Origin of the sequence: Streptomyces sp. NBC_00443, from assembly GCF_036014175.1 — a bacterium.
Classification (GTDB): domain Bacteria; phylum Actinomycetota; class Actinomycetes; order Streptomycetales; family Streptomycetaceae; genus Streptomyces.
The window spans coordinates 9,333,177-9,345,396 of sequence record NZ_CP107917.1 but is presented as its reverse complement, the minus strand read 5'-3'; the positions used below and the strand labels follow the sequence as shown (position 1 = coordinate 9,345,396).

The 12,220-nt window shown below is 67.9% G+C and carries 14 protein-coding genes and 3 pseudogenes; 9 read left to right on the top strand and 8 right to left on the bottom strand.

Translation table 11 applies throughout. From position 1 onward, the window contains the following. The gene (locus OHO27_RS42565; protein WP_328430231.1) at nucleotides 1-576 is read left to right on the top strand and encodes a CGNR zinc finger domain-containing protein; all 576 of its coding nucleotides are present in this window, start codon (nucleotides 1-3) and stop codon (nucleotides 574-576) included. Nucleotides 577-1,235: 659 nt separating this feature from the next. Here OHO27_RS42565 and OHO27_RS42560 read toward each other — a convergent pair. The 3 genes from OHO27_RS42560 to OHO27_RS42550 all read right to left on the bottom strand — a co-directional run bounded on the left by OHO27_RS42560 (nucleotide 1,236) and on the right by OHO27_RS42550 (nucleotide 4,079). Continuing rightward, nucleotides 1,236-2,414, bottom strand: coding sequence for an ISAs1 family transposase (locus OHO27_RS42560; protein ID WP_328430230.1), 1,179 nt, complete (start codon nucleotides 2,412-2,414; stop codon nucleotides 1,236-1,238). Between the two features lie 133 nt (nucleotides 2,415-2,547). After that, entirely contained in the window at nucleotides 2,548-3,726 is a 1,179-nt protein-coding gene (locus tag OHO27_RS42555; protein ID WP_328430229.1) for an MFS transporter, read from the bottom strand. Beyond that, the gene (locus OHO27_RS42550) at nucleotides 3,723-4,079 is read right to left on the bottom strand and encodes an ArsR/SmtB family transcription factor (protein ID WP_328430228.1); all 357 of its coding nucleotides are present in this window, start codon (nucleotides 4,077-4,079) and stop codon (nucleotides 3,723-3,725) included. Before OHO27_RS42550 ends, OHO27_RS42555 begins: the two co-directional genes overlap by 4 nt. Before the next feature lie 394 nt (nucleotides 4,080-4,473). Here OHO27_RS42550 and OHO27_RS42545 point away from each other — a divergent pair, with 394 nt between their 5' ends. The 5 genes from OHO27_RS42545 (at nucleotide 4,474) to OHO27_RS42525 (ending at nucleotide 7,226) form a co-directional block, all read left to right on the top strand. Then, nucleotides 4,474-5,160: a hypothetical protein gene (locus tag OHO27_RS42545; protein ID WP_328430227.1), complete on the top strand. Its 687-nt coding sequence runs from the start codon at nucleotides 4,474-4,476 to the stop codon at nucleotides 5,158-5,160. After that, nucleotides 5,161-5,607, top strand: coding sequence for a hypothetical protein (locus OHO27_RS42540; RefSeq protein ID WP_328430226.1), 447 nt, complete (start codon nucleotides 5,161-5,163; stop codon nucleotides 5,605-5,607). Nucleotides 5,608-5,791: 184 nt separating this feature from the next. After that, nucleotides 5,792-6,169, top strand: coding sequence for a PadR family transcriptional regulator (locus OHO27_RS42535; protein WP_328430225.1), 378 nt, complete (start codon nucleotides 5,792-5,794; stop codon nucleotides 6,167-6,169). Then, complete coding sequence (locus OHO27_RS42530) at nucleotides 6,166-6,747, top strand: hypothetical protein (RefSeq protein WP_328430224.1); 582 nt, start codon at nucleotides 6,166-6,168, stop codon at nucleotides 6,745-6,747. Before OHO27_RS42535 ends, OHO27_RS42530 begins: the two co-directional genes overlap by 4 nt. A gap of 170 nt (nucleotides 6,748-6,917) precedes the next feature. Then, nucleotides 6,918-7,226 (top strand): hypothetical protein, encoded by a 309-nt coding sequence (locus tag OHO27_RS42525; protein ID WP_328430223.1) that lies wholly within the window; start codon nucleotides 6,918-6,920, stop codon nucleotides 7,224-7,226. 186 nt (nucleotides 7,227-7,412) lie between these two features. On the opposite strand, the gene OHO27_RS42520 is transcribed toward OHO27_RS42525, so the two are convergent. Then, complete coding sequence (locus OHO27_RS42520) at nucleotides 7,413-8,087, bottom strand: NUDIX domain-containing protein (RefSeq protein WP_443059740.1); 675 nt, start codon at nucleotides 8,085-8,087, stop codon at nucleotides 7,413-7,415. Next, nucleotides 8,087-8,512 carry a DUF4406 domain-containing protein gene (locus OHO27_RS42515; protein WP_328430221.1) on the bottom strand — a complete coding sequence of 142 codons (426 nt, stop codon included), beginning with the start codon at nucleotides 8,510-8,512 and terminating at the stop codon, nucleotides 8,087-8,089. The genes OHO27_RS42520 and OHO27_RS42515 overlap by 1 nt, the downstream gene beginning before the upstream one ends. Nucleotides 8,513-8,561: 49 nt before the next feature. Here OHO27_RS42515 and OHO27_RS42510 point away from each other — a divergent pair, with 49 nt between their 5' ends. Both OHO27_RS42510 and OHO27_RS42505 read left to right on the top strand, forming a co-directional pair. Next, nucleotides 8,562-9,320, top strand: a complete 759-nt coding sequence (locus OHO27_RS42510) for a DeoR/GlpR family DNA-binding transcription regulator (RefSeq protein ID WP_328430220.1) — start codon at nucleotides 8,562-8,564, stop codon at nucleotides 9,318-9,320. 700 nt (nucleotides 9,321-10,020) lie between these two features. Continuing rightward, entirely contained in the window at nucleotides 10,021-10,584 is a 564-nt protein-coding gene (locus OHO27_RS42505) for a cysteine hydrolase family protein (protein WP_328430219.1), read from the top strand. Nucleotides 10,585-10,791: 207 nt separating this feature from the next. Here OHO27_RS42505 and OHO27_RS42500 read toward each other — a convergent pair. The 3 pseudogenes from OHO27_RS42500 to OHO27_RS42495 all read right to left on the bottom strand — a co-directional run. After that, nucleotides 10,792-11,150: pseudogene (locus tag OHO27_RS42500) on the bottom strand (transposase); the annotation flags it as partial. Nucleotides 11,151-11,179: 29 nt separating this feature from the next. After that, nucleotides 11,180-11,269 (bottom strand): annotated as a pseudogene (locus OHO27_RS43330) (hypothetical protein); the annotation flags it as partial. A 161-nt stretch (nucleotides 11,270-11,430) separates the two neighbouring features. After that, nucleotides 11,431-12,014: pseudogene (locus OHO27_RS42495) on the bottom strand (DinB family protein). A 5-nt stretch (nucleotides 12,015-12,019) separates the two neighbouring features. Between OHO27_RS42495 and OHO27_RS42490 the strand changes: the two are divergent. After that, complete coding sequence (locus OHO27_RS42490; RefSeq protein WP_328430218.1) at nucleotides 12,020-12,148, top strand: hypothetical protein; 129 nt, start codon at nucleotides 12,020-12,022, stop codon at nucleotides 12,146-12,148. Nucleotides 12,149-12,220: the final 72 nt, after the last annotated feature.

Here is a 12,220-nt window from a genome sequence, read left to right as displayed (position 1 = left end):
ATGCGTGCTCAGTTCCCTGACTTCCGTCTCGGCAAGGTGCTGGCGACCAGCTTCACGGCAACCCTGACGGAGCGTCGCGGCGACGCCGTGGAACGTATTCCCACGCCGAACCGACTGGTCGACTGGCTGGCGGTGAGTGGCCTCGCCGTGGAGTCCTGCACCACCGCCCAGCTCGAGCGCGCTTGGGAGCTGAGGGAATCAATTCACGCCGCCGCGACAGCGGCCGCACGCCGAGACCCTCTCCCCGAGTCTGCTGTCCAGGTCGTCAATGACTCCAGCACGCAGGGTCGGGCCGCGGCTGTCTTGACGCCCGAGGGAAATCGGCAATGGCGACTCAGTTCGGCTTCTTCCGTGGAGGATGCCCTAGGCGTTATCGCCGCCGAGGCGATCAGCATCCTCGCAGGCGAACGAGACGGAAAACTGGCCTTGTGCGCATCGCCGACCTGCCAAGCAGCCTTCTTCGACACCAGCCAAAGCCGCACCCGCAAATGGTGCGAGATGAACACGTGTGGGAATCGTCAGAAGAAGGCGCGTTTCAATGCACACAAGCTCGACAACCCTGGATCAGCAACGTAGTCGTTGCTCTCTCGTGCTCTGAGCCGGGTCGTGTTCGTCGCGTCCTGGTGCGCACGCGCGGTCGATCGGCTCCCACTGCGAAGCCGTCAACAAATAAGAGACACTCCCTAACTGCTGTGTGAGCGCCTGTTGGGTCGCTGTCAGGCGGGAGTCGGCATGCATGGCGCAACGCGAACGACGCGTCCGCGCACGGAAGGGATGGCTTTCCGGGCCGGCTTGGGTTGGAACCGCACATTCGAGCCGAGCATCTCGGCAGGAGATCTGTGGAGACGCCGATTCGGGGGAGCACCCATGTCCAGGCCCGGCCTGTCCGACGCAGAGCAAGCGGTGTGGGATGCGTTCCCAGCCGGACGACAGGTCGATCTGCGTCGTCACGTCACCAGTCCCCCGCCTGCCTCAGGCGCAGTCGTCCGAGCGGAGGTCCTTGCCCGTCTGTTGCTGGGGGACTGTGAGTCACGGCCCGGGTTCGTGCCTGCGCTACGGCTGCGAGGCGCGACCGTCACGGGAGTCCTCGACTTGTCGGGCTGCGAGCTCCGGCATGCCCTGATCGCTCAGGCCTGCACCTTCGACTAGGGCGAACTCCGGCTGCAGGACGCGAAGATATCCCGATGCTGCACGCTGACGGGCGCCCGGCTTCGCAACCCAGGGGCGATGCGTTCTCAGGCTGTGAGTCGGAGCATGGCGGTCGCGTGCTGGGGGCGTGACCGGTAGTGATCGGCTGCGGCGGCGATGTTGGTCCAGCCTGCTTGGCGCATGAGTCCGATGGCGAGGTTGCGCAGGGTGGCCATGGCGCGGGGTGCCGTGCCGGTTCGTACTCGCGAGGCGTCCTCGCCGTAGGTGACGTCTCTGATGTGGTGCAGGGCCTCAACTGACCAGTGGTCCTGTACGAGTTCGGCGAGTTGTGCCGGGCTGGCCTGTTGGGGCGGGAGGCTGGTGACCGCGTAGACGGTCTTCGTCTCGACTTTGCCGGTCCTGCGGTTGGTGCGGCGGCGTTTGACTTCCATGGCCTGGACGGCGTGCGGGAAGAGCAGTCCGGGCTGGACGGTGCAGACCTTCAGGCGGCGGACCTCGCGGCGGCCGTGTCCGGCCCTGGTGGTGCGGGCCTGCAGCGGGATGTCCCGCCAGGGCAGGCGCCGCAGTTGCTTGCGCAGTTTCTTCTGGTTGCCCTTGACCACCAGGAGGTAGTGGCCGCCGGCGGTGATGACGTGTTCGGCGTGGGCGCGCTGGGTGTGCATCGCGTCGGCGGTGACGACGACGCCGCGCAGGTCGATCCGGTCCAGCAGTGGGGCGAAGGCGGGTATTTCGTTGCTCTTCGCGGCGACCTGGCGTTGGGCGATCACGGTCTGGCAGGCGTGGAGGGCAGCGGCGAGCAGGTGGACGGCTGTGCCGTCGGTGCGGGATCCGCGCACGGTCTTGCCGTCGACTGCCAGGCCGACCAGTGTGTCGCCGGGTTCGCCGACCGGGTCGGCGGCGTACCGGGCGAGCCAGGCACCCACGGCGTCGTCCAGGGCGTCGCCGTCCAGGCGGGCGAGGAGTCGTCCCAGCGTGGAGGCGTTCGGTGTGTAGGCAGTCAACCCGAGCCGTTCACGCAGGCCGGCATCGCTATCGGCGGCGAAGCGTGCGATGGCGGCCAGCGACCTGGCTCCGCCGAGGACGGCGACCAGGCACAGCGCGAGCAGGGAGCCCAGGCGATAGCGGCGGCCCCGGACCCGGCGAGGATCGGGTAACCGGCCCAGTACCTCGGCCAGGGAGGTGAGTTGCGACGGTGCCGGATCCAGGCAGGTGGAGTCGATGTCCTCGCAGTGGCGCTGCAGGGCACCGATCCGGGAGGACGGCACGCGAACGCGACCCCTGTTCGTGATCAAAGGCTTCGGCAACTGACAGCGGTCAGCGAGATTTCCCAGGTACGGCCAGTTACGGTGTGACTGTCTGTAGTTGGATCGATATCGCCACAGGGTGGCCGCGGACCTGTCAGGTCGCGTCGGAGTCTGCGGATGGCTGCCTGCTTCGGTGCTGCCAGGCCAGGGTGAGGACGACGGCCAGGGCGCCGACGCCGACGGTGGCCGCGACCGTGGTGTAGCCGTAGGCGTCGGCGAGGGGCCCGCCCATGACAGGGGCGAGGAGGTAGCCCAGGATGCCGATCTGGGACCAGAGGACCATGGCGGTGACGATGCGCTGTGCGGGTACGGCGTCGAGCAGGACTCCGATGGCGCCGGTGTTGGCCATCCCGATGCCGCATACCGCCACTGCCAGGGCGCCGATCCACACCGGCACCGCGGTACTGGCCCCGGCGGCAGCGAGTCCGGTGATGACCAGCAAGGTGGAGGCCAGAAGCGCCCGGCGGGGGCGGAGCCGGGCGGCCAGCGCGGCGGTGACGGCCACCAGCACCGAAGTTGCCGCGTACAGCACACCGATCTGAGACTGTGCGAGCTTGGCGCCGAAGTGTAGCGGCAGCACGCCTTCCAAGGTGCCCAGGGCCATCACCGCGAAGGCGATGCCGGCGCTGGCCGCCCAGAACCCGCGTGAGCGCAGTGCCCGGCGGTCGGCGGTGAACGTCGCGGCATGCGCGGGCAGCCGCAGCGCCAGCACGGGTGCTGCCATCAGCAGGGTGAGCACCAGGTAGGCGGTGAACGGACCGCGCACACCCTGGATGGAGCCGAGCAGGGGGCCCAGCAGGCCGCCCGCGGAGTAGGCGGCGAAGATGCGGCTCATGCATAGATACTCCTGGCCGGGCCAGCCGGCCAGCGTGGTGAAGGTGATGCCCAGCCACAGACAGCCCGAGCCCAGCCCCATCAGCAGGCGGGCCGGTGCGAGGACGCCCAGGTCCGTGCCGAGGACGAACCCCAGGCACCCCGCGGCGATCAGCCCCAGGCCGGCCAGGACCACCGCCGCCGGTGCCCGGCGCTGCACGGCGGCGCCACCCAGCGCGAAACCGGCGACCATACCCAGTGGGAACGTGGCCACCAGCATCCCCATCACCGTGGCACTGGCCCCGGTGCGCTGCGCGAGCTCCGGCAGCACCGGCGCGATCAGGCTGTACCCGGCCGCATCCAGCGCCCCCAGCCCCAGCAGCACCACATAGACCGCTGCCGAACGCCGCCCCGCCAGCGGTGCGGTCGCCGACCCTTCGGCCATGTCAGTGGCGCTCATCGGACCCTGCCCCGCCGGCCTCGGCCATCGCCTGACCCGGCCGGTGCGGGCGCGGGCCGCCCCATCACCACATCGGCGGCCGAAGGAAACGCCTGCACGCACTCCTCGTTGAGCCGATAGCGGCTGAAGGAGCCCTCCCGCTCCACCAGTACGAACCCCACCTCGGCCAGCCCCTTCAAATGGTGCGACACCGTCGACTGGCCCACCTCCACCGCGGACACGATCTGCCCGACCGTCAACGGCGAAGCACTGCGCGCCAGCAGCGTCACGATCTGAATCCGCGTGGCATCAGCCAGCGCCTTGAACCAGCCGGCGTACTCCTCGGCCTCGGAACGTTCCAGGAAGTCACTCATCGGTAATCGACGATAATCGATGAGCGAAGGAACGGCAACCGCCCGTGGCACCACCACCGCTCCCGCAGCCCGCGTCACGCAGTGCAAGCGCGGACGGCCAGACAGCCCCCGCCAACTGGCCGCTGACGGTGAGATCCAAACTGGCCACCAGTAGACAACCTTGATCATCAGAGGTCGCGTCTCTCGTTGGCGAACCGTGCCGCACGGCGGCGCTGACGCAGGTGATCGGCTCATCTCACCGACTGAGAACGCATCAGCCCCGCTTCGCAACCCGAGCGGGCGCGCGTTCAACGCCGAACGACTGCACGTGGATGGCCCTCTCGCACTGGACACGGGATTCACGGCTGATGGCCCGGTTGTCCTGGCGGGGGCCACTCTGCAGGGCCCGCTCCTGTTGCAGGGAGCAACTCTCAACAGTGTCGGCGAGCCCGCCCTCGATGCCTCTCTCGCCCGCATCAACGGCGACCTTGCCGCAGGATCCGGTTTCACTGCGACCGGGAAGCTGATGCTGGAGGAGACGCACGTGGACGGATCCGTCGTTCTCACCGGAGCACGGCTGCACCACCCACAGGACGAGACCCTGTCGGCGCGACGCCTGCACGTGCTCGGACGCATCGGCGGGGAGGGGCTGGCATCCACCGGGCAGATCGTGCTCACCGATGCACACGTGGGCGCCAGCATCGAGCTCCCGAACGCTCGCCTGACGAACCCGTCGGGCCATACCCTCACAGCCTGGGGGCTCTCCGTCGGCGGCACCCTCGACTGCTGTGACGGGTTCCTCTCCGACGGCCAGATATCCCTGACCAACAGTCACATCCACAGCGACCTGTGCCTCGAAGGAACGACCGTCGACGGACCGCTCACGCTGAACAGGATCACCGCCGGCTCACTCAGAACCGACCACAGCACGCAACTCCGCAGCCTGGTCGACCTCCGGCACGCTCGCATCGGCGTCCTCGCAGACCTCCCGGACCGTTGGCCGGACGTCCTTCTCCTGGACGGCCTCACCTACGACCATCTCAAGATCACGGACCCGGTGGGTGAGCGGCTGGCGTGGCTGGCCAGGGAACAGGTCGGCTAGTTGCCCCAGCCCTACGAGCAACTGGCTGCCGCCTACACCCGGCAGGGACTCGATGAAGCAGCGCGTGAGGTACTCGTGGCCAAATGCCGCAGGCGGCAGGCGATGCAGCCGAGGATGCAGCGCTGGTGGGGCCTACTGCAGGACTGGACAGTCGGCTACGGGTACCGACCATTGCGGGCCGCACTGTGGCTGTTGCTCTTGCTGATCCCTGGGACGTGCGCGTTTGCCTTCGACCATCCATCCGCCGTGAAGCAGGCCAAAGCACCGCCGTTCAACCCCTTCCTGTACACGCTTGACCTGCTGTTGCCCGTCGTAGGCTTCGGCCAGCAGCAGGCCTTCAACCCGCAGGGCTGGCAGCAGTGGCTGGCCGCAGGGCTCATTGCCGCCGGCTGGATCCTCGCCACGACCGTCGCTGCCGGCCTCACTCGCACGCTGGCCCGGAGGTGATCCGGCAGGACGTACCGTGCGAACTCCATCGCAAGGCCCGCGCCAGGGGTGGGTACGCATCATCGGCCGGATGAAGCCGGGCCTTCCGCCGTGCCGCCGCAGCCCGTACCTACGCAATCGGAGCCATTGTCATGCGCTGCAAGTATCTTGCGACGCATGACAATGGCTGGCTATCTTGTACCGCATGACAAAGGGGCGTCCTGCCAGCGGTGACCAGCGTCGCAGTCAGATGCTGCGCGGAGTGCTCGATCTGTGCCTCCTGTCGCTGATCGCCGAACGGCCGCGCTACGGCTTCGAGTTCGTGACGGCACTCGCCGACAGCGGGCTCGATCTCGTGAGCGAAGGCAGTATCTATCCGTTGCTCGCGCGGATGGAGCGCGAGGGGCTCATCTCCTCGTACAGCGCCGCGTCGGCCAGTGGTGGCGCCCCACGCAAGTACTACCGCCTGACCGAAGCGGGACGTACCGAACTGACCAGCGGCCGGGCCGTGTGGCACGCCTTCAGCGGGCGTGTGGGGCGGATCCTGACCGAGAACGAACCCACGGGGGGAAGCACACCATGACGGATCAGCGAACCATGACGAACCAGCAGGTACTCGCGGTCTGCCGCAGCAACTGGGAGTACCGGGGCATCGACGACGGATCCGTCCGGGAGATGCTCGACGAGCTCTCCGCCCATCTGGAGGACGCGGTGGCCGCAGGCCGTACGCCTCAGGACGTCGTGGGCGCCGACGTCAAGGAGTTCGCCGCGTCCTGGGCGCGGGCCCGCGCTCCGTTCCCCCGCCGGCTGCTGCGCACGGCGGCGATGGTCTGCTTCGCGATCGGTTGGCTGATACTCGCCACGTGTCTGGTCCGGTGGACCACCGAACGGGTCGTGACCGCTGACGACGTCGCCTTCTGGGTCGTCGTCGCAGCGGTCACGGTCGCCTGGGAGCTGCGGCGCGGCAGCCTGGTCTTCCGTAAGAATCTGGTGGTCGCTCTTGTCCCCGGCTTGGCCGCAGTACTGCTGTCCCAGTGGCTGGTCGGAGACGCGGCGCTGTTCACACTGCCACTGTGGGCGGCCCCGGTGCTGCTCCTTCCCGGACTGCCGTACGCCATCGCCGATGCGCGGGACAAGAAGAGCGCGGGCCAGGTGACTTGACAGACACAACGGTGCCATTGAACCGCGTCAGGGACTCCTCCTGCAGTTCCAGAAACTGACGGAGCCGTGCTGGACCCCGTCGAAGTCGCCCCGGCCGCTCGCTACGGTGGACGATGTCGGCCCGAAGCTGACGACGAGGACGAGGGCCCGGACAACGGGAGGGGCACACCATGCAGTTCGCCGCCGACAAGGGCGACATCAATACGATCATCGGGGGCATCGCCCCCGACTGGGGGCCCTTCGGGGCTCTCGGTACCGAGGCCAAGACGATGATCCAGGTCGTCATGGCACTCGCCATCCTGATCTGTCTCGGAATCGCCATTTGGGGCGCGGCGAAGCAGCGGATCGGCGCCACCGCCCTGCGCGACACATTCAGCGCCGAGCAAGGCAAGGGCCTGATCGTCGCCGGACTGACCGGCGTCTTCATCATCGGCTCACTCGGCACTGTGTTCACCATCGTCTACGGCATGGCCGTCTAGCCGGTGAGGGAAGACAGGCCACACCGCTCGCATCGCTGTACGCGAGGAGGCCCCTCCTCGCCCTCGTCCACGGTGGAGCCCGTCCCGAACGCGCTCAGCTCGTCGAGCGGCCCGAGTTCACGGCCGCTTTCGGCTCCCCCCTGGCTGTCCGCGAACTCGAGGCGGTGCCGCCCGGGGTCGGCGGTGTCAGCCACTGCATGAGGCGGGGCCGAAGGGTCCGTCCAGGGCAGCCCATTGCAGGAGCAAGATCGTTTTGCCGTCGGTGATGCGCCCGTCACGGATCATGGCGAGAGCTTCCGTGAAGGGCAGTTCGAGCACTTCGATGTCCTCGCCGTCCTTCTCGAGACCGCCGCCAGTTCCGGTGCGGTCGGCCGGCGTGTAGGGGGCGGCGTAGAAGTACAGGCGCTCGGTGACAGAGCCGGGGCTCATATAGGCGTCGAGGACGTGGGCGATCGGGCCGAGCGTGACGCCAAGCTCCTCGGCGGCCTCGCGCCGGATGGCGGCGAGCGGGTCGTCGCCGTCGAGCAGTCCGGCGGCGGCCTCGATGAGCATGCCGTCCGGATGGTCGTTGACGTAGGCCGGGTAGCGGAACTGACGGGTGAGCAGCACGCAGCCGCGCTCGGCGTCGTATGGCAGGACGACCGCGCCGTTGCCGCGGTCGTACGTCTCGCGCTGCTGGGTTTCCCAGCGTCCGTCGCGGCGGCGGTAGTCGAAGGTGGTGCGGCGCAGGACGTGCCAGCCCTGGGAGGTGAGGTCCACGTCTCGGACCACGACGTCCGGGTTGCGTTCCAGGTTGCGTCCGGCCCGGTCGAGGCCGGTGCGGCCGCGGTGGTCGGGGACATCGACACCGGGGCGGCCCATCACGCGACCCTTCCTACCTGTCCTGCCTGTCCTGCCTGCCCTGCCTGTCCTTCTTGCGGAGTGCCGCGCGGGATCTCGGCCACGTCGTGATAGACGGGCAGGCCGCGGCGGCGGGCCGTGGCGACGTCATGGTCGGCTCCGGTGGAGTCACCGGGGAGCCGGAGCACGGCGTCGCAGTGGGCAAGCAGACGCTCGGCGGTCGGGTAGAGCACCTGATCGGCGAGGGGGTCTGCAGGGCCCGCGCCGGCCGAGCGGAGGACGGGCAGCGCCACCCACTCCCCGATCACGGGCACGTGGCCGGCGGCGAAGACCGGCCAGGATGCCGCTTCGAGGCGGGCGAGGTTGGCCGCCATGGCCCGCGGGTCGCCGTCGGTGCCGGAGCGGTAGGGCCCGGCGATGAGGATGAGCATCGGCTTGTCGGTCATGGCGCGCTACGATACACGCAGAAACGTGCAAGAACATGAAGGAGTGTGGATGCTAGCCGCTCAACGGCGTGCTCACCTGTTGGATCTGCTCGCCCGACAGGGCAAGATCGTCGCCAAGGACGTCGCCGCAGACCTTGGCATCTCCGAGGACAGCGTGCGCCGAGACCTGCGCGACCTCGCCGCCGAGGGACTGTGCCAGCGTGTCTACGGCGGGGCGCTGCCCGTCTCCCCCGCCGTGGCGGACTACGCCGCCCGGAAGACGGTCACCCCCGACGGCAAGCAGAAAGTCGCCGCGGCGGCCACCGCACTGGTGCGGCCGGGAAGCGCCCTGATTCTGGACGGCGGCACCACCGCCCTCGCCGTGGCCCATGCGCTTCCGCCGGACCTGGACTGCACCGTGATCACCCACAGCCCGACCGTCGCGGCCGCGCTGCTGGAGCATCCGCAGGCCGAGGTCTTCCTGCTCGGCGGCCGCATCTTCAAGCACTCCGCGGTTACCTGCGGCGCGGCCGCGGTCGAGGCTGCCCAGAACGTCTCCGCCGACCTCTGCCTGCTGGGCGTCACCGGCGTTCATCCGGACGCGGGGCTTACCACCGGCGACGCTGAAGAGGCCGCGATGAAGCGCACCTTGGCCGCACGAGCCGCGGACACCTACATCCTCGCCTCGTCCGAGAAGATCGGCACAGCATCACGGTTCCGCGTCCTGCCCTGGGCAGACATCAGCGGACTGATCACCGACGCCGACCCCCACCACGCAGTCATCGAGCAGCTCACGGCGCACGGCGTGGAAGTCCTTTCAGCCAGCTGAGGACTACGGGGTGTGGTTGATCCGCGGGTGTGGGCATCGGCGGTTCATGTAGCGGTCGTTCGGGCCGAGCGGAGTTGAGTGCGCAGGGCAGGCAGACGAGCACATTCTTCTGATTCGGCCAGGCCCTCCCCCAGGGCCGGCAGCGACAGCAGCTGTACGGGACAGCCAGCCATAGCCGCAGCCTCCAGTCTGTGATGGCCATCGAGGAGGGCCGGGCCGGAGGAAGGTTCGCACACGTCCAGCGTTGAAACCGCTACAGCTGTCGGGACAGTTCCTCGGCCCATGAGTTCGACGTACTCCTCGACGCGCTTCCTCCTGTTCCACGTCGGGGGGACCATGGGCACGCCGAACTCGAAGAGGTGAGCGGACGCGCCTACTCGGTCTCAAAGGTCCGGTGGTACGGCGTGTGGGGTACTTCGGCAGGCCCCAGAACTGGGCGAGCCACCACGTGGCCACCTGCTCGCCGCTGAAGTAGTCGCCTTCCCGGCCAGGAATGACCAGACGGGGCTCCACGCGGAGCAACAGCGGAAGGTACTCGCCCTCCGGCATCAACAAACCGAACGCGTCGATCACACCGCCGGCATTGGCCAGTGCGCCGGAGAGCCGCTCGCGCATGCTCTCCGAAACCTCCACCACGACTCGAGTGATCCACCAGACTTGCTCTTGTTTCCCAACGGAGAACGGAGAAGGGGCGGCAGGCATGACAAACACCGCACTTCTGGTGATGGACGTCCAACGGGACGTCGTGGCCATCGCCGACGACGGTTCCGGATATCTGCCGCGCTTGCGCAGGGCAATCGAAGGTGCCCGAGCTGCCGACATCCCCGTGATCTACGTGGTGATGGGGTTACGCCCGGGCGATCCGGAAGTCAGCCCTCGCAACAGGGGAATGACGAACGTTGTGCGGGCCGGCCTGTTCACCGAGGGAGCCCCGGGCACCGAGATTCATCCCGATGTTGCTCCCCAGCGGGGCGACGTGGTGGTGACCAAGAGGCGGGGAAGCGCCTTCTCGGGCAGTGACCTCGACTTGGTACTCAGGGCCCGCAATATCGACAGCCTTGTTCTCACTGGCATCGCCACCAGCGCTGTCGTGCTGTCAACCCTGTGGCACGCCATCGACCTGGACTTCGGCCTCACAGTCCTGGCGGATGCCTGCCTGGACACCGACCCCGAGGTGCACACCATGCTCACCGAAAAGCTGTTCCCGCAGTGGGCGGATGTCGTCGCTGTCGAAGACTGGCTCAAAGCCATCGCACCACACTAGCGCGAGGCCGTTCGAACCTCTGGTACAGGGCAAGGGGCCATCGTGGCGGCGGACCACGTACGGTTGGCCGAGACGGCTACAACCCGACGAAAATTGTCCTGGAGTACACAGTGGCTGACGCCAACGGAACTCGGCTGGAGTGCGGTCACCTGAGGCCACCGAAGCCGGCCGGATCTGACGTGGCTGAAACTGGATTGACTCCCTCAGTCACTGGGTCAGAGCAACATTGTGGAGCCGGGCGACGCCCAGCACGGCGTGGTGGACGCCGTCGCCTTTGAGTCGGCTGTCGCGGAGAATCTTCCAAGTCGTCATACGAGCGAAGACGTGCTCGACGCGGGCTCGGAACTGTTTGTGGGACTTGTTGTGCTCCTCTCTCCAGGGCGTGAGTTCGACCTGCCCGCTCTCACGGTGATGGGGGGGCGGCCACGAGGCCGGCCGGTCCCGGGATAGCCGCCATCGGCAATCGTGACTGTTCCACCGATGGCGGCCTTGGCGCCGGACTCCTCCCAGGCCTTGCAGTCGTTCCGGTTGCCTCCACCCGGTGCAGCCGACGCCACAGGCCGGCCTCGGTCCATACCGTGAAGCGGCGGTGAGCGGTGGCGGGCGACGTGCCGAACGTCGGCGGCAGATGCCGCCAGGCACAGCCGCTGGTCAGCCGTACACCGCTGCCGTGAACACGGCCCACCCGTCACACGGAGCGGTCCCACCACCTCGCGGACGAGCCGCGAACGACGGCAGCAACGGGGCGGCCAGCTCCCAGAGTTCATCAAAAACCAGACGCTTCGATGGATCAGCACCCACGACCGGCATCATGCCGCGCGAACATCAAGTCACGTGAGACGACCTCTAAGCCTTGATTGGTGCGGCCGACCTGGCGGCCTGCTCGATCTTCGCGCAGTAGGCTGCACGGGCTTCCTCGTCGATCTGCTGCTCGTTCTCGGCGCGCACCCCGGTCCGGCCGTCGAGGCCCTCGCGCAGGATATCGGCGTGCCCGGCATGCCGGATGGACTCGCCGAGGACATGGACCATGATGGCGAACAGGTTCGTGTTGGGATAAGGCTCCGGCCACCACGGCACGTGGCCGGGGGCGTCGAGGGAAGCTCGTTGATCGTCGCGTCCGAGTGCTCCCACGTGCGCCGGTAGAACCCGATGATCTGATCGCGGGTCTCGTCCTCGGTCGCCCACTGATCACTGCCGTTGTAGTCCTGCCACCGGGGCAGCGGTTCCGGGGAAGGGCGGTCGAAGACCTCGCCGAAGTACCTGGCCTCGACAGTGGCCACGTGTTTGACCAGGCCGAGGAGGTTGGTCCCGGTCGCTGTCAAAGGTCGGCGGGCGTCGTATTCGGACAAGCCGTCGAGTTTCCAGAGCAGCGCCTTGCGATCCCGCCGCAGTCTCCCGTGCAGGTTGTCCTTCGCGAATTCATCGATCATGCGGCATGAGCCTGCCATGGGCTGCTCGTGCTCTCAAGATCCCGTACGTGGTCCGCAACGACTGGCAGAGCCGAGGCCTGGCCATGGCCGCCGCCCTGACCTGCTACAAGAAGCTCGCGAAACCTGCCACATGAGACACCCGCTTAGGCGACGCCAAGAGCAGAGCGACGATCGCACGCCGCAAGTCGCAACCCGAGGCCAGCCCT